A 26741-nucleotide genomic window follows, 5' to 3' on the forward strand; every position below is an offset into this window, starting at 1 on the left:
AAAGGCTTTAACCAAGCTCCAGCGTCGTCACGCCGAAGACGTGCTTCAGCGGGATGGCCGGCGCCGGTCCGCGATACATGCGTGTCGACTCGAATACCGGTTGAAGGCCGATGCCTTCGGCCAGCGCGACCGCCTCGTGGTTCTCTGCGGGAATGTCGATGAAGACCGCGGCTCCCTTCGCCTCGGGTATCAATTCGGCAAGCAGCGCCGCGGCGCTGTCGGCATCGTTGGCAAAGAGCGGGCCGATCTTGTAGCCCTCGTAGCAGCGGCGGATGGTGCCGTAACCGCGGATCTTGTGGCTCTTGCGCACCACCGCCGAACGACGACCCTTGCGGGCGGTGCACCAGGCAGCGAGAAAGGCATCCCGCGGCTGCGGAAAGATCGCCGAATCATATCGCTGCAAGCCTTCGAGGCGTGAATCCAGCACCGGCTGCGCGACAAGCGTCGAGACTGGCAAGGAAGTAGCGACACCGCCGTAACGAATGGTGGAATAGGCGGGTTCGAAGCCGGCCTTGCGGTAGTTGTCCTGCTGCGCGGCGACGCCATCGAGACCGATCGTTCGGTCTCCCGCGCTGGCGATACCCGCCGCCCAGATCGCCTTGCCGTAACCCTTGCCGCGAAAATCGGGATGGACGATGTAGAGGCCCAGGAAGGCGAAAGTATCGCCATATTTGACGACCGAGATCGAGCCGACGGGGACTTCACCGATGGAGCCGACGAAAAATCCCGACGGATCGGCCTCGTTGAATGCAAGCGAATCGTCGAGGCCGGGGTTCCAGCCTTCCTGACGCGCCCATTCGAGCACGAGTTCCAGTTCGCCGGGCCGCATCGAACGAACGGCAAATTCCGAATTCATGCAACTTTCCCAGATTGAATGTCCCGCAAGTCCATCCCGGCAACGGCAAAGCAATTGTCAGGCCCCAGCCCCCGATTGCACCTGCGAATGATGGAGAGCCGCGCTCATGGACTTGACGACGCGTATAATCATTTTTCGATGCAATACAGAAAGCTTCGTTTCCGCATTACCATGAAACAATGCCGTTGCAAGCTCAAGAAAATTACTTGCGCCTCAATTATCTTCCAGCCGATGCGAATAAAAAGCCGCGCGCCGAAAAGATACCGCCTGCCAATTTGAAAGACGAGAGAAGCATTCTCCGCGACGCGGCAAAAAAACCGGGAGCGACGACCGTCGCCCGCGGAAGGATCACCGGCCGTTCAGTTGCCGATCGCGCTCTTCTGCTTTTCGATTCGGCTCGTCATCGACGAGAAGAGACGCTCCGTCTCGGCCGCCGGTGCGGGGTAACCGAACACATAACCCTGCAGGCCGTCGCAGCCGAGCTGCGCCAGCACGACGGCATGCGCCTCGGTCTCGATGCCCTCGGCGATCACCTCGACATCGAGTGCCTTGGCGATTTCCACGATCGAACCCACCACGCGCCGCTGCTCGGCGGAGCTGACGACCTCGGTGACGAGCTGCCGGTCGATCTTCAGCCGCTTCGGCCGCAGCTTGACGAGACCGATGAGCGAAGCATGGCCCGATCCGAAGTCGTCGATCTCGATGTCGATGCCCATCTGTTTGATATCGCCGATATGAGCGAGCAGTTTTTCGTCGCTGTCGTCGAGGAAAATCGTCTCCACAAGTTCGAAGACAATCACGCCGGGCGGGACGTCGAGTTTCCTCAGCTTGTCGAGCAACGCCGGATCGGCAAGGCGCGACGCCGAGATATTGACGGCGATGCGCGGAACCGCAAGGCCGCGCAACAGCCAGAACAGCCGGTCTTCGAGAACGCTTTTGAGGATCGCCGCGTCGATCTCTGCCGCAAGTCCGTGCTCGTCGGCGATCTTCAGGAATACTCCCGGAGCAAGCACGCCCTTTTCCGGATGTTTCCAGCGCGCCAGCGCCTCGAAGCCGATGACCTCCCGGGTCCGGGCGTCGAGCTGCACCTGATAATAGGGAAGGATCTCGCCGCGCTCCAGCCCCAGCTTCAGCTCTTCGGCGAGGCGACGCTTGGAGCGCAAATCCTCCTGCAATTGCCGTGTGAAGAATTCGACGCGGTTGCGCCCGAGCTTCTTGGCCTGGTAGAGCGCCAAGTCGGATTCGGCAAGCAGGTTGCGCGCCCTCCGATCGCCGCTCCAGGAAACGCCGATCGAGGCGCCGGATTGCAGCATCTCCTGGCCGAAGCGGATCTTCTTCCGCAGCCGGCGCTGGACGTCTTCGGTGATCAGCTTCAGCTCGGTGAGATCGGTGAAATTGACCAGCACGATGACGAATTCATCGCCGCCGACACGGGCGACCATGCCATTCGCAGGAATGGCAGCGGTGATGCGAAGGGCCGCGGCCCTGAGCACGGCGTCGCCTGCCGCATGACCGTGGCTGTCGTTGATCTGCTTGAACTGGTCGAGGTCGAGATGCAGTACGCCAAGCGTCGTGATGCTTTTGTCGGCCGGCAGCTCCGCCAGCCGCTTGTCGAGAAGGCGCCGGTTCGGCAAGCCGGTGAGATAGTCGTGGTCGGCGACATGCTCGATGCGCGCATTGCTTTCTTCCAGCGCCAGCGCCCTCGCCTCGGCCACCACCTTCTGCCGCGCGAGTTCCGCGTTGAGCAGGACGTCGGCCGTCACATCCCATTCGGCGCCGATGAAGGAGGGAAGACCTTCCGCATCGACATAGAAATGCGCGCGCGAACGCAGGTGGCGGATTTCGCCGCTCGGCAGCACGATCCGGAATTGTGAGTTATAGGCGCCGCGCGTCGCGATCGCCTGCTCGAAGTCGCGTTCGGCCCGCTCGAGATCATCGGGGTGGATGGCGTTCGACCATAGCGATGCCGGCACCAACCGGCAGGTCTCGCCGGTCTCGTAGAGACGATGCATCTGCGCATCCCACAAGATCCCGTCCTGCTCGATGCTGTGCTCCCAGACACCGATCCGGGATGCATCGAGAGCGAGTTCGAGCCGACGCAGAAGATCCTGAAACTCGTGTTCGGATCGTGTGGCTTTTTTCTCTGGCAACGCGGTCCCAGCCTTAGAAGCTTGCATAACGGCAATATGGTCTCAAGCCGGCATTAATGAAGCCTTGTCCTGATGACCGAACTAGTGACTAGGTGAACTGTTCGTTACGACTTTCCCCTTTTGGATCAAAGGACTTGCAGTCTGCGGCACCATCAAGATCAGTGGTTGTGCCGCGGCGGATTTTTTGCGATCTGGCGGAATTCCGCCGCTCCCTCTAGCACCGCGCCGTCCGACAATTGCGTAACCGAGCGGCGGTAGATCTGCTGCCATGGCGTCGCATCCGCCGGCACTGGCGGGATGCCATCGCCCCTGCGCCGTTCGATCTCAGCGTCATCGACCAGCATGTCGCAGCGCCCGTGGTTGAAGTCGATGCGGATGATATCTCCGCTACGAAGCCAGGCGAGGCCGCCGCCAGCGGCGCTTTCCGGCGAGGCGTTGAGGATCGAGGGACTGTCCGCCGTGCCCGACTGGCGGCCGTCGCCGATCGTCGGCAGGCTGCGGAAGCCGCGCTTCAGGAGATGATCCGGCGGCTGCATGTTGACGACCTCAGCCGAACCCGGCCAGCCGAGCGGCCCGGCGCCGCGGATGACGAGGATGGTATCTTCGTCGATGCCGAGTTCGGGATCGTTGATGCGCTTGTGATAGTCCTCGGAACCGTCGAAGACCACCGCCTTGCCCTCGAAGACGCCTTCGCGCCCGGGTTCCTCAAGATAGCGCCGGCGGAAGTCCTCCGAGACCACGCTCATCTTCATGATCGCGAAATCGAAGAGATTGCCCTTGAGAACGAGGAAGCCCGCCCGCTCCTTCAGCGGCTCGGCGAACGGCGTGATGACCTCGCGGTCGCGCGCTTCCTTGCCCTCCAGGTTCTCGGCCATCGTCCTGCCCGTCACCGTGCGACAGTTGCCATCGAGCTTTCCGGCCTGCAGCAGTTCCCACATGATCGCCGGCGTGCCGCCAGCACGATGATAGCGCTCGCCGAGATAGGCGCCCGCCGGCTGGACATTGGCCAGCAGCGGGATATCGAAACCATGCACCTGCCAGTCGTCGGGATAGAGTTCGACGCCGGCGTGCTTCGCCATCGCGGCCAGATGCGGCTGCGCGTTGGTCGAGCCGCCGATCGCCGAATTGGTGCGGATCGCATTCAGGAAAGCCTCGCGCGTCAGAATATCCGACGGCTTCAGATCCTCGAACACGATTTCGACGGCGCGTCGCCCGGTGCGGTAGGCCATCTGGCCGCGTTCGCGGTAAGCGGCCGGAATGGCGCCACAGCCGGTCAGCGAAAGGCCGAGCGCCTCGGCCAGCGCATTCATCGTAGAAGCGGTGCCCATCGTATTGCAGTGGCCGACGGAAGGCGCAGAATCGAGCGCCGCCTGCAGGAATTCCTCCCGATCGATCTCGCCTGCCGCATATTTCCGCCGCATCCGCCAGATCACCGTGCCGGAGCCCGCCAGCTCCCCCTCGTGCCAACCGTCGAGCATCGGGCCGCCAGAGAGCACGATCGCCGGGATATCGACCGTCGAAGCCGCCATGATCGCCGAAGGCGTGGTCTTGTCGCAGCCGGTGGTCAACACGACACCGTCGAGCGGATAGCCGTAGAGGATTTCGACGAGGCCGAGATAGGCGAGATTGCGGTCGAGCGCGGCTGTCGGGCGTTTGCAATTCTCGAAGATCGGATGTGTCGGAAACTCGATCGGAATGCCGCCGGCATCGCGAATGCCGTCGCGCACGCGCTTGGCAAGCTCGACATGCACCCTGTTGCAGGGCGTAAGATCACTGCCGCTCTGGGCAATCCCGATGATCGGCTTGCCGGAGCGCAGCTCTTCCGGCGTGATGCCGTAATTCATGAAGCGCTCGAGATAGAGCGCTGCCATGTCGATATGATCGGGATTGTCGAACCAGTCCTGCGAACGCAGGCGCCGCTTCGGCGAATGGTTGTCCGTCACTTCTTTCCTCCCGGCCGGGCATTCTTCTCTTCGAGATGGAGGAGCAGGCCGCTGTGATCCTTTTCGCCATTGCCATTGGCGACGAATTCGCTGAATTCGGCATGTGCCGCCGCAGTCAGCGGCAGCGTCAACGACAGGGACTTGGCCGTCTCCATGGCGGCGTTCAGATCCTTCAACTGGTTGCTGGACGAACCGCCTGGCGTAAACTGCCGCTCGACCATGCGCTTGCCGTGCAGTTCAAGGATACGGCTCTCGGCAAAGCCGCCGCGAATGGCGTCCCGGAAGGCCGCCTGCGAGCCGCCGCCCGCTTCGATCAGCATCATCGCTTCGGCGACGGCGCCGATCGTCACCGCGACGATCTGCTGGTTGGCAAGCTTGGCAAGCTGGCCCGCCCCGCTTGGACCGACGCGGGTCACCCGCCCCATCGGCGCAAAGACATCCGCAAGCCCGTCGACCACGTCCTTGTCGCCGCCCGCCATGATCGCGAGGCTACCCGCTTCCGCCCCGACGACACCGCCAGATACCGGCGAATCGACATGATGGATGCCGCGGTCGGCAAGCCTCGCCGAATGGTCGCGGGCGAAATGCGGGGCAATCGAACTCATGTCGATGACGGTTGTGCCAGGCGTCATCGCATCGGCCGCTCCGCGATCGAACAACACGTCCTTCACCGCCTCGGCGTTGGTGAGCATGGTGATGACGACGTCGGCGCCCGAGACGGCATCATCAGGTGTTTTCGCGCAGATCGCGCCGTCTCCCGCAAGCGGCTCGGCCTTGCCGGGATCGCGATTCCAGACGGTGACGGCAAAGCCCGCGCCAAGCAGCCGGCGAGCCATCGGCGCGCCCATCAGGCCGGTGCCGAGAAAGGCGATCCGCCTGCCGTCATGACCTTCTCTCGAACTCGTCATTCAGTCCTCCCAACTGTTGTCCGTCTTTGATAGTCCCCTCGCCCATCGTTGCAAACCGTTTTGACGGACGTAACGCATTTTTGTCACATGCCCTGGAGGGCGTTGTCGGAAGGCCGCGCGCACTCCCTGAAAACGATACGGGCGAGAACCGAAGTTCCCGCCCGATTTACTCGACAAAGGAAGGTTGAATTCCGTTTATTCCGCCGCGAGCCGGATGACCTCCGCCTCTTCTTCCTTGTGTTCGTCCGGCTTGTGCTGGATGAGCGGACGGTTGCCCGTCAGCCGCCGCAGCAGCACATAGAACACCGGCGTCATGAAGATGCCGAAGAAGGTCACGCCGATCATGCCCGAGAAGACCGCGACACCCATGGCCGCGCGCATTTCCGCGCCGGCGCCTGTAGAAACGACGAGCGGCACGACACCCATGATGAAGGCGAGCGAGGTCATGAGGATCGGGCGAAGGCGAAGGCGGCTGGCCTCGATCGCGGCCTCCCGCGGTGTCCTTCCCTCGAATTCCAGTTCGCGGGCGAATTCCACGATCAGGATCGCGTTCTTCGCCGATAGACCGACAAGCACGACAAGACCGATCTGGGTGAAGATGTTGTTGTCTCCACCGGTGAGCCAGACGCCGGTCAGCGCAGCCAGCACGCCCATCGGCACGATCATGATAATCGCAAGCGGCAGCGTCAAGCTTTCATACTGGGCGGCCAGCACCAGGAAGACGAGCAACAGTGCCAGGGGGAAGACGACGATGCTCGAATTGCCGGCCAGGATCTGCTGATAGGTCAGATCCGTCCATTCGAAGTCGATGCCCGCAGGCAGGGTCTCGTGAAGAATCTTCTCGATTGCCGCCTGCGCCTGCCCCGACGAGAAGCCCGGTGCCGGACCGCCGTTGATATCGGCGGCAAGGAAGCCGTTGTAGCGGTTTGCACGCTCAGGACCGGTGCTTGGCTCCACCTTCAAGAGGGCCGAAAGCGGGATCATCTCACCCGATGCCGACCGGACCTTCAACTGGCCGATATCTTCCGGCTGGGCGCGGAATTTCGCATCGGCCTGCACACGGACGCTGTAGGTGCGGCCGAAGGCGTTGAAGTCGTTCACATAGAGCGAACCGAGATAAATCTGCAGCGTCTGGAAGACGTCGGTGACGGAAACCCCGAGCTGCTCGGCCTTGGCACGGTCGAGATCGGCATAGAGCTGCGGCACGTTGATCTGGAAGCTGGAGAACAGTCCGGCGAGCTCAGGCGCCTGGTAGGCTTTTGCAAGCACGGCCTTGGTCGCCTCGTCGAGCGCCTGGTTGCCGAGGCCGGCACGATCCTCGATCTGCAGCTTGAAACCGCCCGTCGTGCCGAGACCATTGACCGGCGGCGGCGGGAACATGGCGATGAAGGCATCCTGGATGACGCCGAACTTCTGGTTCAGCGCCATGGCGATTGCACCGCCCGAGAGATCAGGCGTCTTGCGCTCTTCGAAGTCCTTCAGCGTCACGAAGACGATGCCGGCGTTCGAGGAGTTGGTGAAGCCGTTGATCGATAGGCCTGGAAAGGCAATCGCATTGGCAACGCCCGGCTGCGCCAGCGCAATGTCGGTCATGCGCTTGATGACGTCTTCCGTGCGGTCGAGGCTTGCGGCATCCGGCAACTGGGCAAAGCCGATCAGATACTGCTTGTCCTGCGACGGCACGAAGCCGCCGGGGACCGTGCTGAACAGGCTGTAGGTCGCACCGACCAGCGCCAGATAGATCACCATGACGATGCTCTTGCGCGACAACAGCCCGCCAACGCCCTTGCCGTAGGCATTCGAGCCCGCGCCGAAGACACGGTTGAAGCCGCGGAAGAACCAGCCGAAGATAGTGTCCATGAACCGCGTCAGCCAGTCCTTCGGCTGATCATGGCTCTTCAGGAGAAGGGCTGCCAGCGCCGGAGACAGAGTGAGCGAGTTGAAGGCCGAGATGACGGTCGAAATCGCGATCGTCAGCGCGAACTGGCGGTAGAACTGACCCGACAGACCGGAGATGAAGGCAAGCGGCACGAAGACCGCGACGAGCACCAGCGCGATCGCGACGATCGGACCGGAGACTTCCCTCATCGCCTTATAGGTGGCAGCCCGCGGCGACAGGCCTTCCTCGATATTGCGCTCGACGTTTTCGACCACCACGATCGCGTCGTCGACGACGATACCGATCGCAAGCACCAGTCCGAACAGACTGAGCGCGTTGATCGAGAAGCCGAAGACATACATGACCGCGAAAGTGCCGATGATCGAGACGGGAACGGCGATCAGCGGGATGATCGAGGCGCGCCACGTCTGCAGGAACAGGATGACGACGAGGACGACGAGCGCGATGGCTTCGAGCAGCGTGTCGATCACCTTCTCGATCGAGGCCCGCACGAATTTCGTCGTATCGTAGACGATCTCGTATTTGACGCCCTCAGGCATGGCGAGCTGCAGCTGATCCATGGTCGCGTTCACATTGTCCGCGATCTCGATCGCGTTCGAACCGGGCGCCTGAAGAACGGCGACGGCGACGGCCGGCTTGCCGTCGAGCAGCGAACGCAGCGTGTAGTCCGCAGCACCGAGCTCGATGCGGGCGACATCGCGAAGGCGGGTGATCTCGCCATTGGCGCCCGTCTTGACGATGATGTTGCCGAATTCCTCGGGCGTGCGCAGGCGGCCCTGGGCATTGACGTTGAGCTGCAGGTCCACACCGGGCTGGCTCGGCGATGCGCCGATGATACCGGCGGCGGCCTGGATGTTCTGGGAACTGATGGCGCTGCTGATGTCGCTGGCGGCAAGATTGTGCTCGGCGGCCTTCTGCGGGTCGATCCAGACACGCATGGAATAGTCGCCGGCGCCGAAGACCTGCACCTGACCGACGCCTGCGATGCGGGCGAGCCGATCCTTGACGTTCAGGGTCGCGTAATTGCGAAGATAGGTGATGTCGTGATTGTTCCCGTCGGAGACGAGGTTGACGACCATGATGAAGTTGGGTGAGCTCTTGACTGTCGTGATGCCGAGCGAACGGACTTCCGCCGGCAGGCGCGGTTCGGCCTGCGAAACGCGGTTCTGCACGAGCTGCTGCGCCTTGTCGGGGTCGGTGCCGAGCTTGAAGGTAACGGTGACGTTGAGCACGCCGTCCGATGTCGCCTGGCTGGCCATATAGAGCATGCCTTCGACGCCGTTGATCTGCTCTTCGAGCGGCGTCGCCACGGTTTCGGCGATGACGCTTGGGTTGGCGCCGGGATAGGTGGCGCGCACGACGATCGACGGCGGCACGACCTCCGGATATTCGGAAATCGGCAGCGCGCGCAGGCCGATCAGGCCGGCAACCAGGATGAGGACCGAAAGAACGCCGGCAAAGACCGGGCGGTCGACAAAGAATCTGGAGATGTTCATATCAAAGCCCTCTCCGGGGTGAACATGGATGCAAAGTCCCTCTCCGGCGGTTTGGGAGCCGCCGGCGGGTCGTATCATTTCGAGTATTGGCCCTCCCCCTCAGGGGAAGGCGAAAGTCTTTACTGCGCGGTCGCGACCTTCTCTTCCATCTGAGGCGCGACGATTGCGCCTGGACGGATGCGCTGCAGACCGTTGACGACGATCTTCTCGCCGACGTTCAGGCCGCTATCGACCACCCGCTGACCGTCAGCCACGGTGCCGAGCTGGACCTGCCGATAGGCGACCTTGTTCTCGCCATCGACGACGAAGACGAACTTCTTGTCCTGGTCCGTGCCGACGGCGCGGTCACTGATGACGATCTTGTTCTCTGCCTTCGGCTGGCCCATGCGCACCCGCACGAACTGGCCGGGGATGAGACGCCCGCCCGGATTATCGAACACGGCGCGAACGCCGATCGTGCCGCTTGATGCATCGACCTCGTTGTCGATCAGTTGCAGCTTGCCCTTGATCGGCGTGCCGCTGTCGGTCAGCGTGCCGACCTCGACAGGGATCTGCTCGACGGGAGGCAGGGCGCTGTCCGTCTGCGGAAGCTGGGCGAGCGCCCGCGTCACCATCTCTTCGCTGGCATTGAAGCTCGCATAGATCGGATCGACCGAAACGAGCGTCGTCAGCGCCGGCGAGGCCGACCCGGCCGCAACAAGGTTACCGGCGGTCACCTCGATCTTGCCGATGCGGCCGGAGACCGGAGCCCGCACCTCAGTGTAATCGAGATCGAGCTGCGCAGACTGCAGTGCGGCCTGCGCCGAACGCAGCCCCGCCTGAGCCTCAGCCAGCGCGCTCTGGCGCTGATCGAGATCGCTCTGGGAGATGGTGCGGTTGTCGGAAAGCCTGCGGCCGCGATCGAGTTCGGTCTGCGCCAGGCTGACCTTGGCCTCGGCCGAAGCGACCTGGCCCTGCGCCTGTGCCACGCTCGCCTGGTAGGGAGCCGGGTCGATGGTGAAGAGCAGGTCGCCCTGCTTGACCAGCGCCCCTTCCCGGAACGCCACCGAAAGGATGGCGCCGGCGACACGGGAACGCACCTGCACCCGATCGACCGCTTCGAGACGGCCAGAGAAACTTTCCCAGGCCGTCACGTCGCGCGCCGCGACGACGGCAACCGTCACCGGCACAGCGGGAGCCTGCGCGGGGGCGGAAGCAGCCGTGGCGGTCGTGCTCATCGGCAATTCGAAAAACAATGCAGCGCCGGAAATGGACGCAATAAGGCCTATGCCGGCGCCCATCAGGGCCCAGCGCTTACTTCTGGACGTCATTAGTACTCTCCTTGCGGCTCTAAGCCGCCGAAATATCAGGTCTTCTTCAATGCAATTGCGGTTGGATGCTTACCTCCCGAAGGAAGCTTCCGAAATGGCGGCTGACGTTTTCCTGCCAGTCGGGCGCTCCGTCGGATTTCCCACCATAAATCGAGGGCCAGCCCGTCCCGGCGGGAAGGACATGCTGGCGCACACCGACGCCGGCCTGTTTCAGGCGGACACCGTAACCAATCGTTTCGTCGTGCAGAGGATCATCCTCCGCGGTAAATATCAGCGCTGGCGCGACGCCTGAAATACGCGAACAGAGGCAAGGCGCCGCATAAGGGTGGCAACCGCCGCCGCTCAGATAGTGGCTCCAACCTTCCGCCCAGCGCTGGCGCATGCCGATGGCTTCAGCCTTGCGGATCGAGGAAGTGCCCATGAAGGGATCGAGCAGCGGCGAAATCAGAACTTGGCCGTCGAGCGCGTCCGGCATCTGGTCGCGAGCCTTCAGCGCCACGCCGGCGGCGACATTGCCGCCCGCCTCCTCGCCGGCGACGAAGAGCAGCGACTTGCGGTCGCCGAGACCGGCGCGTTTGTTGGCGAGATAGGTGAAAACGGAGAAGGAGACTTCCAGCGCCTTCGGAAAGAGATTGCCGGAAAGGCTGCTGTAATCGGCGGCAACGACGATAGCGCCGGCCTTGGCGAGGCTCATCGCCACCGGCCGGTCGACGTGTTTGTCGCTATCCAGAAACGCGCCGCCATGCAGGTAAAGCACGATCGGCGGACCCTTGCCATAATCGGCGCCCTGGTAGATGCGTGCGGAAACGGGGCCGATGGCCACCTTATCCAGCATCATATCTTTCCATTCCACCGTCATGCTTCCGGTCTCTTTTGTCGGCCACAAGCAGACAACGTCCGCCGCTTGCATTTTGTACAAAAAAGATATTGTTATTCCAACCAGGGAATAAGAAGCTATAACGCGATAACACTGTTCCAGATCTCGAACAATGGTGCAACGCAAACTGCGGATTTGAAACCGATGGATCAGCTCTCGGCAATGCGCGTATTCATTCGTGTCGTAGAGACGGGCAATTTCACCCGCGCCGCCGACATGCTCGCCATGCCCAAGGCGACGGTGACCAATCTCATCCAGGGCCTGGAAGCGCATCTGCGCACCAAGCTTTTGAATCGGACCACGCGCCGGGTCATGGTGACCACGGACGGCGCGCTTTATTACGAACGTGCCGCCCAGATCATTTCGGAACTGGAGGAGCTCGATGGCAGCCTCTCCAATTCGCAGAGCTTGCCGAGTGGACGGCTGCGTGTCGAGATGGCCGGCGCTTTCGCCGATTGGATCGTCGTTCCGGCACTTTGCGATTTCTATCAGCGTTATCCCGATATCCGTATCGACCTCGGTGTCGGCGACCGCACGGTCGACTATCTTGCGGAAAATGTCGATTGCGCGCTACGCGCCGGCACGCCGGCCGACCAATCGCTGATTGCACGGCGCGTCTCCGAAGTCGAGATGATCACCTGCGCTTCTCCGAGCTACATCCAGAAATTCGGTATGCCCGAACGGCCGGAGGATCTGGAGGCGGATCATTACACCGTCAACTATTTTCGCGCCCAGAACAACCGGACGCTGCCCTTCGAATTCCGCCGGCACAACGAGGTGATCGAGACCAGTCCGCGATACATCGCCTCGGTCAACGATAGCCGCACCTATCTGACGGCTGCGCTGACCGGCCTCGGCATCGCGCAGGTGCCGATCTTCATGGCGCGCGAGCCGATGGCAAGGGGCGAACTCGTCCGCGTGCTGCCGGACTGGCGTCGCGATCCGCTGCCGCTCTATGTCGTCTATCCGCCGAACCGCCACCTCAGCAACAAGGTCCGCGTCTTCGTCGACTGGCTGGTGAAACTTCTGGTCGAGGCGAAACTGAACGACGTCTGAGCGCCAAGACAAATACGGCCCGGAAGGCAGGGGAAACCTTCGACGGGCCGCAATCTATAACTTTGAAAATCAAGCCTGTCGCACCGTAGCAAGGGCGCGGCAGGCTCTGGAGGTTCGCAAAGAGAGCGGCAGGGAATTCCACTCTCTCGCGATAAAGCAGATATACGCACTCCCCATAGGATTGTAAGGAAAAATTCCGCAATCACGTTCACATAATTGCGATGATGGCTTGGCTATCGTTCCCCGCGCGGTTGTTCCTGCGCGCGGTGGCGAACCGGGTTTCAATTGCCGACCGCCGGCTTCAGTAGGTCCTCGAGACCGATGCGGCGGAACAATTCCGCCCGGACACGATCGGCGACGCCGTTGACGATCTCCGCGCCGTCCTCGGACGGATCGATATGGACGCGGAACGGCCGGGTGCCGAAGGGCTTGCCGACGACATCGACGATGGCCGCGGCAACCGCGCCGGCATCGGCGTCGGCAGGTTCGAGTGCTGCCAGGCCCTGCAGCGCCTGTTCCGGCACGCCCTTATAGGGTCCTTCATTGTATTCGGCGGCGCGGGCCGTATCGGCGGGCGAGCCGGAATGGGCGAAATGGTTGGTGCCCTTGGTGAAGGCGCCAGGCACGATGATCGAGGTCTCGATGCCCCAGCGGGTAAGCTCTCCGGCATAGGAGACGGCAAGTGAATCCATCGCCGCCTTGGCGGCGAAATAGGGCGAGAGGTAGGGAGGCGTACCGCCGCGACTGCTCGACGACGATACCCAGACCACCAGGCCCTTGCCCTGCTTGCGCAGATAGGGGAGTGCCGCGCGGTTGACGCGCTGGGTGGAGAGCACGTTGATGTCGAAGAGTTCGGCGAACTGTTCCGGCGTGAAGGCCTCGGCCGGGCCGAAGGACATATGGCCGGCGTTGTGGATGATGACATCGAGGCGACCCACATCGGCGATGATCCTGGCGATGCCTGATACAACCGACGCGTCGGAGGCGACATCGAGTTCGACCGAGCGCAGATCGACATTGTTCTCCTTGGCGAATTCAGCCACATCGGCGACGGCGGGAGCGTTGCGGCCTTCCGTGGCGCGCATGCCGGCATAGACGGTGTGGCCTGCCTTGGCGAGCGCACGGGCGGTGAGAGCGCCGAAACCGCTGGAAGCGCCGGTTATGACGATGACTTGCTTGCTCATGATTCTATTCCTTCTGGATTCGGTTGGCTGATTGAGGAGTGAAAATTTGGATGAGCGGCGGCCGGAAGCCGCCGGTCTCGTCAGATCACGCCGCCATTGGCGCGCAGCGTCTGGCCGTTGATCCAGCCGCCGTCCGGGCCAGCGAGGAAGGCAACCGCAGAAGCGATGTCTTCCGGTGTGCCGAGGCGTTCCAGCGGATTCATTTTCGCCGTGCGGGCGATGAGTTCGTCCGACTTGCCGTTGAGGAAAAGGTCGGTGGCGACAGGACCGGGCGCGACGGCGTTGACGGTGATGTTGCGGCCACGCATCTCCTTGGCCATGATCGCCGTCAGCGTTTCCACGGCAGCCTTGGTAGCAGCATAGACGCCGTAGGTTTCAAGCTTCAGGCCGACGACTGAGGTCGAGAAGTTGACGACCCGGCCACCGTCGCGCAGACGCTTGGCTGCCTCGCGCAACGTATTGAAGGTGCCCTTCAGATTGACGCCGATCTGGCGGTCGAAATTGGCGTCATCGGCCTCGGCAAGCGCAGAGAGCATCATGATGCCGGCATTGTTGACGAGCACATCGACGCCGCCGAAAGCGGTTTCCGCGGCATCGAACATGCGGCGGACGGCTTCGGCATCGCTGACATCGGCTTTCGCCGTCAGCGCCTTGCCGCCGGCCTGCTCGATCTCCTGGGCCAATTCCTCGGCCGGAGCGGCATTGCCGGAATAATTGATGACGACGGTGAAACCGTCCTTGGCGAGGCGTCGGGCGACTGCCGCGCCAATGCCGCGGGAAGCGCCGGTGACCAGTGCCACCTTGCCGTTTTCTTTGGAAGCCATTGTCCTTCTCCTTCATCCTGCGCCGCAGCGCGTTTTCGATGAGGAGAAGATGCGCCCTTTTCCTTTTACGGATAATCGGGCATTCTTCGGTATCACTATCCGGGAATGACGAACAAACAGATGGACAGATTTGACGCCATGCGTGTGTTTTGCCGTGTCGTGGAACGCCGCAGCTTCACACTTGCCGCTGAAGACACCGGTCTGCCACGCTCGACCGTCACCGATGCGGTCAAGGGGCTGGAAGCCCGCCTCGACGTGCGCCTGCTCCAGCGCACGACGCGCCACGTCAGTCCGACGCTTGATGGCGAAGCCTATTACCAACGCTGCCTGTCGATCCTCGCCGATATCGAGGAAGCTGAAGGCGCCTTTGCCGGCGCCAAGCCGAAGGGCATGCTGCGTGTCGACGTGCACGGCACACTTGCCCGCCATTTCGTATTGCCGAGCCTGCCGTCCTTCCTGGAAACCTATCCTGACATCGAATTCTACATGAGCGAGGGCGACCGGCTGGTCGATCTGGTGCGCGAAGGCATCGATTGCGTGTTGCGCGTCGGCACGCCTGGGGATAGCGACATGGTCGCCCGGCGCGTCGCCATGCTCGATGAGGTGACGCTCGCCTCTCCTGCCTATATCGCCCGCCACGGCCTGCCGCAGCATCCCGACCGGCTTGCCGGCCATCGCATGGTCGGCTTCCACTCCAGCGGCACCGGCAGCCTGCTGCCGCTGGAATTCATCGTCGACGGCACGGTGCGTGACATCACAATTCCCGCCACCGTCGCGGTCAACGCCGCCGAAAGCTATATTTCAGCGGCGAGGATCGGCCTCGGCATGATCCAGATCCCGCGCTATCACGCCGAAGAAGACCTTGCCGCGGGAACGCTGGTCCAGATACTGCAGGATTTTCCGCTGACCCCGACACCGGTTTCCCTGCTCTACCCCCGCAACCGCCAGCTTTCACCACGCGTGCGCGTCTTCATCGACTGGCTGGTGAAGGTCTTCGCTCGACAAAATTCCGAAAACGCGCTTCACTAAAATGCATCTCACTAAAATGCATATTGCTAATGTGAGCGCCCTCGGAGGACGGCCATGGCACTCAACGATATCACCGTCTATCAGACGGAAGACGGCTTCGTCGTCGAATTCGGCGGCGAAGGCGAAGACAGCATTGCCGTGACGCTGCGGAGCACGCCTGAGCTGACGTCGGAAAACGCCGTCTTGCGGGCCAAGGCCCTGCTTGCCACAGCAATCGAACCTGCCCATAGCGACGGCGCGCGCAGCAAGGATCCCGCTTTGCTCGAAGAAGAGCTGGAGGAGGGTCTGGAAGATTCCTTCCCGGCGAGCGACCCGGTCTCGGTCACATCATCCTCGATCCCGATGCGCGATCCGAATGCCGGCCGCTGATGTTTCTGGCCGAAAAACATGAAGCGGTTTCGGGATGACGGCGAGCGCGCTGAATGTTATCTGCGTCGACCATGACCGATGGTGGAACGATATCAGGTGCGATGGGCACCGGCACCCTCACCGGCGAAAGCCTCAGGACGTTTTTCGAGCGCGATGCGATCGCCGTCTCTCGCGACCTGCTCGGCTGCCATCTGACCGTGGACGGCGTCGGCGGACGCATCACCGAGACCGAAGCCTATTTCCCCGATGACGAGGCTTCGCACAGCTTCCGCGGCCCGACCAAGCGCAACGGCGCCATGTACGGCAAGCCGGGCAATGTCTATATCTACCGCATCTACGGCATGTACTGGTGCTTGAATTTCGTCTGCCATCCGGGCTCGGCTGCACTCATCCGCGCCCTGGAGCCGGAAACGGGAATCCCTCAGATGATGGAGCGGCGCGGCACCGATATGCTGACGTCGCTCTGCAGCGGCCCCGGCAAACTCTGCCAGGCGCTCGGCATCGATATCGCCATCAATGACAGGCTGCTCGATCGCCCGCCCTATGCGATCGCGCCGTCGGCACCTGTGCCGATCGTCTCGGGAAAACGCATCGGCATCACGAAAAATGCCGAAACACCATGGCGCTTCGGCATTCAGGGATCTCGATATCTCAGCAAGCCATTCCGCTAAGCAATTCCACGGCCCAGTGTAGCAAAAGATCAATAGTTATTCAGTGTCATCCGCGCGTATAGCTTGGTGCACATCTGTGATCACATAGCCCTTTGGCTCGTTTCCGAGGTACTGTACATGCACATCAACGACGAACGTGCTGGTTAGCGGATTAACGTCGCGAGTCATGTGCCCCTTGATATCCTGAAAGCTTTTGCGGAAATAAACGGGCAAGGCCTTCTCCGAGATTGACGGAATAATTCCCCTATCTCCGGTGCGACCGCTTTCTTTGCCGGGATGCCGGTTGGCTTGATCCATAAATAGCATGACTTCGCGCTTTATCTGTTCGCTCGGCGGAGACAACGCCACCATCTCGACCAGGCCTTCGATCATGGCAGGGCCGTCTATAAGCCTCTCTATATTGATGGCGGCACGGTTTAATTCAGGTTCTGCAAAACTATATTCGACCACAACTGTTTTTTGCCCATCAGTCTTTTTATAGCGCGCGTGCTTTATGCCAAGAGACGAGCCGACTTTACCAAGAAGAGGCTTGGTAAACTCTCGAATATCTCTTGCATCATCGGTTGATGGCGGGTCTATCGGAGGGGCAGCATCGGCAGGCGATGAGAACGCCTTGATCCCACGCGAAAGCCTGTTAGCAAAATCCGCTACCACTACCGTGTTATCCGCAATAGTGAGCACACCCATCATGGTAATGTAGGGGGCAATCTCCATGAGGATGGAGCCAGTTTCCAACTTGGTTATATGGAGTTTTGGCGCGGTTTCGCCGCTTTGTCGGTAATGGCGTTCATAGATCCGCGCCAAGGCGGCAAAACTATTGGAGAGGTCACCGAGCGCGATCGGGTCACCCGGATAAAGCTCAATTACAATTCTATCTCCTTCAGGCCTTGATGAAGTTTCTGTCACGGCTGAAGCCTTATGTCCCTCGTTTCACGGCTTCCATACATGCAGCAAAAAGGCAGCCGTGAACTCCCCATTCGACAACCTATTCCGCACAATCATCTCTTTTCAGTCAACTCCTATTTGTGCCGGCCTTTTGATAAGCCGGGCATAGGCGATGCGCTTTGCGCTCTAACTCAGCTTTCAGAACTCAGCAATTCAAAGGAAATGTGAGGCGATTTCTATGAACTTCCTAAAACTTGGAGTTCATTCCATCACCGCGCTATGGTCGACGGCGGGTGCTGCCTTCGGCTTGCGCAGCAGCAGCACCAGCGGAATAACCGCAAGCGACATCAGCATCAGCAGCTTGAAATCGTCCATATAGGCGATGATCGTCGCTTGCAGCGTGATGATCTCGTTGAGCGAGGCGCGGCCGGCCGCCGTCACCGGGCTGAGCCCCTGCGCAGCCACCGCATTGAAGGCGTGGTTGAATGGCGTCACATAGGCCGCGATCGATTCATGATTGCTCTGCGTGTTCTCGACGATCAGCGCCGAGACGATCGAGATGCCGACCGCCGAGCCGATGTTTCGCGACAGGTTGTAGAGACCGGTGCCGTCGCCGCGCATATGGGCGGGCAGCGTGGAAAAAGCGATCGTCGTCAGCGGCACGAACAGAAAGCCGAGGCCGGCGCCCTGGATGAAGCCGACCGAGACGATCGTCCATTGCGAGACGTCGGGTGTCCAGCCGGTCATGTCGTACATCGCCCATGCGGTGAGCCCCAAGCCGAGCGCCAGCAACGCGCGCGTATCGACCTTGCCGACCAGCCGCCCGACGATGAACATGCAGAGCATGGTGCCGAGCCCGCGCGGCCCCATGACGATGCCGGCGGTGATGACGGGATAGCCCATCAGCGTCTGCAGATAGGGCGTCATCAGCGCCAGTGAGGCGAGATAGGTAATGCCGACCACGAAGATGAAGATCATGCTGATCGAGAAGTTCTGGTCGAGGAACAGCTTCGGATTCACGAAGGATTTCTCCGCCGTCAGCGTATGCACGATCAGCAGATAGAAGGCTGAGGCGCAGATCAACGCCTCGAGCATGATCTCACTGGAAGAGAACCAGTCGAGCTGCTCGCCGCGGTCGAGAAAGAGCTGCAGCGCGGCGATGCCGAGGCTCATCATCCCGAAGCCGAACCAGTCCAGCTTGGCGAGCAGATCCCTCTTTGTCTCGGTGACGTAGACGACAATGCCCATGAAGGCCAACGCGCCGATAGGCACGTTGATATAAAACACCCAGCGCCAGCTGATATTGTCGGTCAACCAGCCGCCGATGACAGGCCCAAGCACCGGCCCGACCATCACCGAGACGCCGAAAAGGGCCATCGCCGAGCCACGCTCCTCGACCGTATAGATGTCGAGGAGAATGCCTTGGGAAAGCGGCACCAGCGACGCGCCGAACAGGCCTTGCAGCAGGCGGAAGGCGACGATCTGGTTCAGCGATTGCGCCAGGCCGCAGAGAACGGAGGCCGCCACGAAGCCGGCGATGGCGACGAGCAGCACGCGTTTGCGGCCGAACTTGGCGGCAAGGAAGCCCGACGGCGGCGTCATGATTGCCGCCGCGACGATATAGGAGGTCAGCACCCAGTTGATCTGGTCGGCAGAGGCCGACACGCTGCCCTGGATATAGGGCAGCGCCACGTTGGCGATCGTCGTGTCCAGCGCCTGCATGATGACGGCGAGAATGACGCAGGCCGTGATCGCGCCGCGATTGGCAATCGGCGTCGCCGGAGAAGCGGGAGCGTTACTCATGATCCTTGCCCTGAGGCCGGCCCAGAAGCTTGTTGACGAAATCAGGCAGGCCGCGGGTATGACCGGTCTCGACATCGACCACCGTACTCATGCCGACGCGCAGCGGCGGCTTGCCGTCGGCGTCCTCGATGCTGACGCGCATCGGAATGCGTTGGACGACCTTCACCCAGTTGCCCGTGGTGTTCTGCGCCGGCAGCAGCGAAAAGCTGGAGCCGGAGGCCGGGCTGATGCTCTCGACCTTGCCCTTCCAGACCACACCCGGATAGGTGTCGACGGAGATATCGGCCGTCTGGCCGGGCTTGACATAGGTGAGCTCGGTTTCCTTCGGGCTGGCGGCGATCCACAGATGGTCGGTGGCAACGAGCGAGAAGGCCTGCTGCGAAGCCTGCAGGTAGGAACCGACCTGCAGCGCGTTGACATTGGTGACGATGCCGTCGAACGGCGCCTTGACGACGCTGTGGTCGAGTTCGCGCTGGGCATTGTCGACCTGCGACTTGGCCTGCAGGTAGAGCGGGTTTTCCTCTGCCGGCTGGTCGGCATTGCCGCCGAGCTGGGCGAGTGTCGTTGCGGCTTCCGCCTTGGCGACGGCAACCTTCTGCTGCGCGGCTTCCAGATTGTGCTTGGCTTCGTCATAGGCCGACTGCGTCGCGCTGCCGTTGTTGACGAGGTTCTGCTGCCGGTCGAACTGATCCTGATAATAGGGCAGATCGGCTTGCGCCTGCGTGATCTCGGCAAGCGACTGCTGATAGCTGGCCTTGAGATTCATGATCTGGTTGCGCTGCGCGCCGAGCTGCGCCTTGGCGCCATCAAGCGCGATCTTGAAAGAATCCGACCGCAGGCTGAAGAGCACCTGTCCCGCCTTGACCGCCTCGTTCTCATGCACGTTGATCTGGTCGACGATGCCCGACACATCGGTGGTCAGCCCGACCATGTCGGCCTGGATATAGGCGTTGTCGGTCGACATCACCTGGCCGCCATTGACGTAATAATAACCACCGACGACGAGCGCCACCGGCAGCAAGGCAAACAGGATGGGCCGCGTGAGACTGCGCCGGCGGCGGACCTTGTTGCCGCCAGGCGCAGCCACGGCGGCAGCCGGCGCTGAATTGGATGAAGGCGCTTCGGCTACCGTTTCCTGCTGTTTCGCTTCGTTGTCTTCGACAGGAGTCTCGGTCTTGGCATTGGCGTCGGCAACGACGCGGAGGGGGGATTGATCAGCCATCGTTCGTCTCATTCTCGTCAACCGGGCTCCGGCAAGCCTGAACCAGGTTCGTCTTCATTACGGATAGGATGTGGAAAAGCTGCTCGCGCTGCTCGGCGGAAACACCTTGCAGCGCTTCCGCGCGGGTGGTGTCACCGAGCTCGCGCATTTCGGCAAGCAGCGGGTGCGCCTCGTCGCGCATATAAAGCAACCAGATACGCCGGTCGGTCGGGTGCTGGCGGCGCTCGATCAGCCCGCGCTCGGCGAGCTTGTCGAGAATGCGCACCAGCGTGATCGGCTCGACTTCGAGGATTTCGGCAAGGCCGCCCTGATGGATACCTTCATTGTTCGAGAGATAGGCAAGCGTCTGCCATTGCGACCGGGTCAGCCCAAGGCACTTCGCACGCTGCTCGAACCGCTTGCGCAGCAGCCTTGCGACGTCGTGGAGAAGGAAACCGAGGGTCGGAGTGGCGTTCATGAAAACCTGTGACCGTTATTTATAAGCACCCTTATAATATCGGTAGATATATTGAGCATGTGCACTGCACAAGGGCATGAACGGCAGATTCAACGGCAGCGGCGAAAATGCCGCAGCCCAGCTCTGCCCTAATTCTGCGGTAGGTACAGCCTCCGGCGGAGTCGCGCAGCACCGCGCCGACGAGATCGACGATGATGTCTTTCACATGCTGGAACAGGAACTCGACTGTGCCGAACTCGCCGCTCTACCACCCGGCAGAGACGAGATCGTCGAGAGCTGATGCCCTCTGAGACGTTTTGATGGATTCCGGAATCGTTACCAATTGGCATTTGCAATTTTTCGCCGCTGCCGTTTATAGTCCAATTCCATAGGGTTACGATTTTTCCGATGTGCATTGCGTGCCGGCCTTCCTTTTCCAAGGGATCGAACGCCGGGGGAATCACGGGGGCGGAGACCCTCGGTCAAAGCAGCAAGACATGAATAGCATCACTTCATCTTGAGGTTGGCGGCAGCGAATCGGCCGTCGAGATTGGAGGACCGGTATGACTTACGCGCTTCGACAGATGGTGGTGCTTGGCTGTATCGCCGCATTCATGCCCCTCCCCGCGCTGGCCCAGAGCGCCCCGCCGCCCCCACCCGTCACCGTCGCCAAGCCGGTCGTTCGCGATGTCGTCGACAGCGACGAATTCATCGGCCGGTTCGAGCCGGTCGACGAAGTCTCCGTTCGTTCGCGCGTCGGTGGCTACCTGCAGGAAATCCATTTTCAGGATGGCGCATTGGTCAAGCAGGGCGACCTGCTCTTCGTCATCGATCAGCGGCCGTTCGTAACCGCGCTCAATCAGGCCAAGGCGACACTCGAATCGGCGCAATCCGCCCTGGTCTTTGCTGATGCGCAGTATAAGCGCACGCAATCGCTTGCTTCGAGCGGCAGCCAGTCGGCGCAGACGCTGGATGATCGCCGCCGCGAATTCGATTCGGCCGAAGCCAATGTCCGCGGCGCACAGGCCGCAGCCGATCGCGCGTCTCTCGACATGGAATATACCGAGATCAAGGCGCCGCTCAGCGGCCGCATCGACCGCCGGCTGATCTCGGCCGGCAACCTCGTGCAGACCGATCAGACTGTGCTGACGACGATCGTTTCTCTCGACCCGATCGATTTCTATTTCGACGTCGACGAGCGCCGGCTGCTGAACTTCGCCGACACCGCGCGCAAACTGGGCAAGGACCTCCAGCAGGGTGGCGGCGGCCTGGATGTATCGGTCACGATCTCGGATCCCACCGCCAAGCCATTCAAGGGAAAGCTCGATTTCGCTGAGAACCGGGTCGACAATGAGAGTGGCACTATTCGTCTGCGTGCCCGCTTCCCCAACCCCGATCTCGTCCTTCAGCCCGGCCTCTTCGGTCGCATACAGGTCGAAGCCTCCAACACCTACCAGGCCATTCTCGTCCCCGACGAGGCAATCGGCTCGGACCAGAATGAGCGCGTCGTCTATGTCGTCGCCGAAGACGGCACGGTGTCGACCAAGCCCGTAAGGCCCGGACCGCGTCTCTACGGCTACCGCGTCATACGCGAGGGCCTCGACGGCACAGAGACGATCATCGTCAACGGCCTGATGCGCGCCCGGCCGGGTGCAAAGATCACGCCTCAGATGACCGAACTGCCGCCGGAGCGGCAGGACACTGCGCCCGAAACCGCCGGCGCGGAGAACGGACAATGAGATTTGCTCATTTTTTCGTAGACCGGCCGATCTTTGCGGCGGTCATCTCGATCCTTTTTCTCGTCGTCGGCGGCATTGCCTATACGCAATTGCCGGTATCGCAGTATCCCGAGATAGCGCCGCCCACCATTGTCGTACGCACCTCTTATCCGGGTGCCGACCCGCAGACGATCGCCGATACCGTTTCGACGCCGCTAGAACAACAGATCAACGGCGTCGAAGACATGCTTTACATGTCATCCTACTCCAGCGCCGACGGCGCCATGTCGCTGACGATCACCTTCAAGCTCGGCACCGATCTCGACAAGGTCCAGGTGCTTGTCCAGAACCGCGTTTCCATCGCCCTTCCCCGTCTTCCCGAAGAAGTCCAGCGGCTTGGCGTGACCACCGACAAAAGCTCGCCGGATCTGATGATGGTGGTGCATCTGCTTTCGCCGTCGCACCGCTATGACCAGCTTTACGTCTCGAACTACGCCCGCAACCGCATCCGCGACGTTCTCGTGCGCCTAGACGGCGTCGGCGACGTGCAGATCTTTGGCGAGCGCCAGTATTCGATGCGAATCTGGCTGGATCCGGAAAAGCTCTCCGCCTACGGGATGACATCAGATGACGTCGTCTCCGCGTTGAGAGACCAGAACGTCCAGGTATCAGGCGGCAAGATTGGCGCCCCACCCGTCACCGGCAAGAATGCATTCGAGTATACGGTGCGAACGGACGGCCGCTTCTCCGACGTGCGCGAGTTCCGATATGTCATTGTGAAATCGACGACTTCGGGCCGGCTCGTGCAGTTGCAGGATGTCGCCCGGATAGAACTCGGCGCACAGGATTACGTCACCAACAGCTATCTCAACAACGATCCTGCAGTTGCTCTCGGCATATTCGCCCGGCCGGGAACCAACGCCCTGGACACGGCCCATCAAGTGCAGACGCTGATGAAGGACATATCCCAGAATTTCCCGCCGGGTCTGGAATATCGTATCGTCTACGACACGACTGAATTCATCTCGGATTCGATCACCGAGGTCTATAGGACCATCGCCGAAGCGGCCATCCTGGTGGCGATTGTCGTTCTTGTCTTCCTGCAATCCTGGCGAACCGCGATCATTCCAATCATTGCCATCCCGGTATCGCTGATCGGCACCTTCGCCGTCCTGCTCGCCTTCGGCTTCTCGCTCAACATGCTCACCCTGTTCGGCCTCGTGCTGGCGATCGGTATCGTCGTCGACGACGCGATCGTGGTGGTGGAAAACGTCGAGCGCAATCTGGCACGCGGGATGACGCCGAAGCAGGCGTCCCATGTCACGATGGACGAAGTCGGAACCGCCGTCGTCGCCATCTCGCTGGTGCTGATCGCCGTGTTCGTGCCGACAGCCTTCATTCCAGGCATCTCTGGCCAATTCTACAGGCAGTTCGCGGTCACGATCTCCGTCACCACTGCAATTTCCGCATTGAATTCGCTCACACTGTCGCCCGCGCTTGCAGGTATATTGCTGAAAGCCCATGACCACGAAACCAAACGCATGAATGTCGCATCCCGTCTGGGAAGAGGGCTTGCGGACGGCTTCAATCATGGATTCGATCGGCTGAGTTCCGGCTATTCATGGACCGTTCGGCATCTGGTCAGCAGCTGGATTGGGTTGACAGCCGCGATGGTCACCTTCGTCTGCCTGCTCGGAGCGACTTGGTACATGGGCACGAAAGTCCCCGCGGGTTTTATCCCGACCATGGACCAGGGTTACGCCATCATCGTCATACAGCTGCCTGATGGAGCCTCGCTTGCGCGTACCGATGCCGTCGTCAAACAGGTGGGCGATATCGCCCGCACCGTGCCCGGCGTCGGCAATGCCGTGCAATTTGCCGGCTTCAGCGGGGCGACATTCACCAATGCCTCAAATGCCGGCGTCGTCTTCGTCCCGTTCAAATCCTTTGCCGAACGTGAAGAAGGTGGCGAGAACGCCAACAAGATCATCGGCGAGCTTTACGGCAAACTGCAAAGCATCCAGGAAGCCTTCATCATCGCCATCCCACCGCCATCCGTGCGTGGCGTCGGCAATTCCGGCGGCTTCAAGATGCAGATTTCCGATCTCGAAAACGCCGATATGACCCGCGTGCTCGGCCTCGCCCGGCAAATGATGGGTGCGGCGGCAACGACCGAGGGGCTGACCGGCGTCTTTACGACATTTTCGGATGCCAGCCCGCAATACTTCCTGGCGATCGACCGCGACAAGGCACGTTTCCTGAATGTGCCGATTCCCAATATCTTCAACGCCCTTTCCATCAATCTCGGCGTCGCCTATGTCAACGATTTCAATGCGTTCGGCCGCGTCTACCAGGTTCGCGCCCAGGCCGACCGGCAATACCGCATGGACCGGGAAGACATCCTCGCCCTGAAGGTCCGCTCGGCGACCGGCGCGCTGGTTCCGCTTGGAACCTTGATGGATATCCAGGATGCCAGCGGCCCGGCGCTTGTCCAGCGCTACAACATGTATGTCTCCGTGCCGCTTCAGGGCAATCCGACGCCAGGCACGTCGACGGGCGATGCCATCGCCAAGATGGAGGCCTTAGCGGCGAAGATCCTGCCGCAGGGGACCACCTTCGAATGGACGGAACTCGCCTATCAGGAGACCCACACCGGCAACACCGCCATCTACATCTTTGCCCTGTCTGTCGTCTTCGTCTTCCTGGCGCTGGCGGCGCAATATGAAAGCTGGGTTCTGCCGCTCGCGATTATTCTCATCGTCCCGCTTGCGGTGCTTGCGGCGCTGATCGGGGTCTCGCTGAGGGGAATGGACAACAATGTCCTGACGCAGATCGGCCTGATCGTTCTGATCGGCCTTGCGGCCAAGAACGCCATTCTGATCGTCGAGTTCGCGAGACAGGCGGAAGACGAGGGCAAGTCACCGGTGGAGGCGGCCATCGAGGCCAGCCATCTTCGCCTGCGCCCGATCCTGATGACGGCATTCGCCTTCATCTTCGGTGTTCTGCCGCTTGCCATCGCCACCGGCCCCGGCGCCGAAATGCGCCAGTCGCTTGGCACCGCCGTCTTCTCGGGCATGCTCGGCGTGACGATCTTCGGCCTGTTCCTGACGCCGGTCTTCTACGTCGTGCTGCGCGGCTGGCGACGCAAGCGGCCGGCCACTGTAGAACCAGCGAAGACAGAGCCGGTCGAGGAAGGGGTTGTTTGAGACGATCCCATCGGCTGAGGAAACGGAAGTCAGGTCGAAAACAGATTCACTCGGCCTTGCCACAAGCGAGCGACGGTGAGTTTGCCGCTGCGATAGGCGCGCGTATCGATATTGAGCCGCTTCGGCCGTATGTCGGGTTCATCGTTCGGCGTATGACCGTGAACGACGAGTTTCGGCAACGGCACCCGGCTTTCGAGAAACCGCTGGCGGATGATGACCAGATCCTCGTCCGTCTGCTCACTGAGCCGCAGCTTCGGATTGATGCCGGCATGCACGAAAATCACGCTCGGGGTCTCCAGCAGGACAGGCATCGCCCGCATGAAATCGATATGCGTACGCGGCAGCGACTGGCGGATGAAGGCATCGAGCTTCGCGCCGGAGGGAAAGACCAGCGGTAGATGCTCCGGATCGAGGCCGTAGGATTTGAGCGACTCCGCCGACCCCATCTGCATCCAATCGTCATAGGAGATCCAGCCATCGATATAGTCGAGCATGGCGACTTCGTGATTGCCGGCAAGGCAGATGCGGTCGAATCCATCAGGCGGAGGCTCCATCAGATGGGTGATGACCTGTGCCGATTCAGGGCCGCGGTCGATATAGTCGCCGAGCGTGACGATCAGCTTTTGCCCGGGCAGCCGCGCGCCATCACGCAGGATCGCCTCCTCGGCTTTCACAAGCAGATCGTACCGACCGTGAATATCGCCGATCGCATAGGTTGGGATCGCGGCAATATCCAGCGTCAGGCGTGGTCTCGGCTGGCGTGCCATTTTCGAAACCTCGCTGTTGCGAGCACGAGAGTCGCTCATCATATTTCTCGATCAAGGAAACCCCACTTCACCGTAAGTAGCGTGGAGAACAGGGCAATCAAGCTGGCAAGAAAATTCAAAGCACACGGGTT

21 protein-coding genes are annotated in these 26741 nt (G+C 61.3%); 7 read left to right on the forward strand and 14 right to left on the reverse strand.

Annotated features, from left to right (window positions below; translation table 11 throughout):
- Nucleotides 1–7: 7 nt before the first annotated feature.
- The 7 genes from OLZ32_RS08950 to OLZ32_RS08980 form a co-directional block, all read right to left on the reverse strand.
- On the reverse strand, nucleotides 8–856 hold the full coding sequence (locus tag OLZ32_RS08950) for a GNAT family N-acetyltransferase (RefSeq protein WP_017989246.1): 849 nt from the start codon (nucleotides 854–856) through the stop codon (nucleotides 8–10).
- A gap of 359 nt (nucleotides 857–1215) precedes the next feature.
- Nucleotides 1216–3033 (reverse strand): putative bifunctional diguanylate cyclase/phosphodiesterase, encoded by a 1818-nt coding sequence (locus OLZ32_RS08955; protein ID WP_264420565.1) that lies wholly within the window; start codon nucleotides 3031–3033, stop codon nucleotides 1216–1218.
- Nucleotides 3034–3164: 131 nt separating this feature from the next.
- The gene (locus tag OLZ32_RS08960; RefSeq protein ID WP_264420568.1) at nucleotides 3165–4949 is read right to left on the reverse strand and encodes an IlvD/Edd family dehydratase; all 1785 of its coding nucleotides are present in this window, start codon (nucleotides 4947–4949) and stop codon (nucleotides 3165–3167) included.
- Nucleotides 4946–5857 (reverse strand): NAD(P)-dependent oxidoreductase, encoded by a 912-nt coding sequence (locus OLZ32_RS08965; protein WP_264420569.1) that lies wholly within the window; start codon nucleotides 5855–5857, stop codon nucleotides 4946–4948. The genes OLZ32_RS08960 and OLZ32_RS08965 overlap by 4 nt, the downstream gene beginning before the upstream one ends.
- Before the next feature lie 195 nt (nucleotides 5858–6052).
- A complete protein-coding gene (locus OLZ32_RS08970) occupies nucleotides 6053–9253 on the reverse strand; it encodes an efflux RND transporter permease subunit (protein WP_264420572.1) in 3201 nt (1066 codons plus the stop codon).
- Between the two features lie 119 nt (nucleotides 9254–9372).
- A complete protein-coding gene (locus tag OLZ32_RS08975) occupies nucleotides 9373–10563 on the reverse strand; it encodes an efflux RND transporter periplasmic adaptor subunit (RefSeq protein ID WP_264420574.1) in 1191 nt (396 codons plus the stop codon).
- Nucleotides 10564–10609: 46 nt separating this feature from the next.
- Nucleotides 10610–11422, reverse strand: coding sequence for an alpha/beta hydrolase fold domain-containing protein (locus tag OLZ32_RS08980; RefSeq protein ID WP_264420576.1), 813 nt, complete (start codon nucleotides 11420–11422; stop codon nucleotides 10610–10612).
- Nucleotides 11423–11584: 162 nt separating this feature from the next.
- Here OLZ32_RS08980 and OLZ32_RS08985 point away from each other — a divergent pair, with 162 nt between their 5' ends.
- Nucleotides 11585–12496 (forward strand): LysR family transcriptional regulator, encoded by a 912-nt coding sequence (locus OLZ32_RS08985; protein ID WP_184500896.1) that lies wholly within the window; start codon nucleotides 11585–11587, stop codon nucleotides 12494–12496.
- Between the two features lie 281 nt (nucleotides 12497–12777).
- On the opposite strand, the gene OLZ32_RS08990 is transcribed toward OLZ32_RS08985, so the two are convergent.
- Nucleotides 12778–13680: an SDR family oxidoreductase gene (locus tag OLZ32_RS08990; RefSeq protein WP_264397467.1), complete on the reverse strand. Its 903-nt coding sequence runs from the start codon at nucleotides 13678–13680 to the stop codon at nucleotides 12778–12780.
- A gap of 80 nt (nucleotides 13681–13760) precedes the next feature.
- The gene (locus OLZ32_RS08995; protein ID WP_029872455.1) at nucleotides 13761–14504 is read right to left on the reverse strand and encodes an SDR family oxidoreductase; all 744 of its coding nucleotides are present in this window, start codon (nucleotides 14502–14504) and stop codon (nucleotides 13761–13763) included.
- 120 nt (nucleotides 14505–14624) lie between these two features.
- On the opposite strand from OLZ32_RS08995, the gene OLZ32_RS09000 reads away from it, so the two are divergent.
- From OLZ32_RS09000 to OLZ32_RS09010, 3 genes are read left to right on the forward strand one after another with little or no spacing between them, the layout of a single operon-like run.
- On the forward strand, nucleotides 14625–15533 hold the full coding sequence (locus tag OLZ32_RS09000; RefSeq protein ID WP_264420578.1) for a LysR family transcriptional regulator: 909 nt from the start codon (nucleotides 14625–14627) through the stop codon (nucleotides 15531–15533).
- Between the two features lie 54 nt (nucleotides 15534–15587).
- Nucleotides 15588–15902, forward strand: a complete 315-nt coding sequence (locus OLZ32_RS09005; protein WP_003542413.1) for a hypothetical protein — start codon at nucleotides 15588–15590, stop codon at nucleotides 15900–15902.
- A 53-nt stretch (nucleotides 15903–15955) separates the two neighbouring features.
- Nucleotides 15956–16573 (forward strand): DNA-3-methyladenine glycosylase, encoded by a 618-nt coding sequence (locus tag OLZ32_RS09010; protein WP_264420579.1) that lies wholly within the window; start codon nucleotides 15956–15958, stop codon nucleotides 16571–16573.
- A 36-nt stretch (nucleotides 16574–16609) separates the two neighbouring features.
- Here OLZ32_RS09010 and OLZ32_RS09015 read toward each other — a convergent pair whose 3' ends face one another.
- The 4 genes from OLZ32_RS09015 to OLZ32_RS09030 all read right to left on the reverse strand — a co-directional run bounded on the left by OLZ32_RS09015 (nucleotide 16610) and on the right by OLZ32_RS09030 (nucleotide 20940).
- Nucleotides 16610–17479, reverse strand: coding sequence for a hypothetical protein (locus OLZ32_RS09015; RefSeq protein ID WP_264420581.1), 870 nt, complete (start codon nucleotides 17477–17479; stop codon nucleotides 16610–16612).
- Nucleotides 17480–17719: 240 nt separating this feature from the next.
- Nucleotides 17720–19261, reverse strand: coding sequence for a DHA2 family efflux MFS transporter permease subunit (locus tag OLZ32_RS09020; RefSeq protein ID WP_264420583.1), 1542 nt, complete (start codon nucleotides 19259–19261; stop codon nucleotides 17720–17722).
- Complete coding sequence (locus OLZ32_RS09025) at nucleotides 19254–20483, reverse strand: HlyD family secretion protein (protein WP_003542420.1); 1230 nt, start codon at nucleotides 20481–20483, stop codon at nucleotides 19254–19256. Before OLZ32_RS09025 ends, OLZ32_RS09020 begins: the two co-directional genes overlap by 8 nt.
- Nucleotides 20476–20940: a MarR family winged helix-turn-helix transcriptional regulator gene (locus OLZ32_RS09030; protein ID WP_003542422.1), complete on the reverse strand. Its 465-nt coding sequence runs from the start codon at nucleotides 20938–20940 to the stop codon at nucleotides 20476–20478. The genes OLZ32_RS09025 and OLZ32_RS09030 overlap by 8 nt, the downstream gene beginning before the upstream one ends.
- Nucleotides 20941–21016: 76 nt before the next feature.
- On the opposite strand from OLZ32_RS09030, the gene OLZ32_RS09035 reads away from it, so the two are divergent.
- From OLZ32_RS09035 to OLZ32_RS09045, 3 genes are all read left to right on the forward strand, one after another.
- A complete protein-coding gene (locus OLZ32_RS09035) occupies nucleotides 21017–21220 on the forward strand; it encodes a hypothetical protein (RefSeq protein ID WP_003542425.1) in 204 nt (67 codons plus the stop codon).
- 262 nt (nucleotides 21221–21482) lie between these two features.
- On the forward strand, nucleotides 21483–22658 hold the full coding sequence (locus OLZ32_RS09040; RefSeq protein ID WP_003542426.1) for an efflux RND transporter periplasmic adaptor subunit: 1176 nt from the start codon (nucleotides 21483–21485) through the stop codon (nucleotides 22656–22658).
- Nucleotides 22655–25843: an efflux RND transporter permease subunit gene (locus OLZ32_RS09045; RefSeq protein WP_264397461.1), complete on the forward strand. Its 3189-nt coding sequence runs from the start codon at nucleotides 22655–22657 to the stop codon at nucleotides 25841–25843. The genes OLZ32_RS09040 and OLZ32_RS09045 overlap by 4 nt, the downstream gene beginning before the upstream one ends.
- Nucleotides 25844–25872: 29 nt before the next feature.
- Here the strand turns inward: OLZ32_RS09045 and OLZ32_RS09050 are convergent, their stop codons facing one another.
- Nucleotides 25873–26649 (reverse strand): metallophosphoesterase family protein, encoded by a 777-nt coding sequence (locus tag OLZ32_RS09050; protein ID WP_017989263.1) that lies wholly within the window; start codon nucleotides 26647–26649, stop codon nucleotides 25873–25875.
- Between the last annotated feature and the right edge of the window lie 92 nt (nucleotides 26650–26741).

The sequence above is a fragment of the Rhizobium acaciae genome (genome assembly GCF_025941625.1).
GTDB classification, from domain to species: Bacteria; Pseudomonadota; Alphaproteobacteria; order Rhizobiales; family Rhizobiaceae; genus Rhizobium; species Rhizobium acaciae.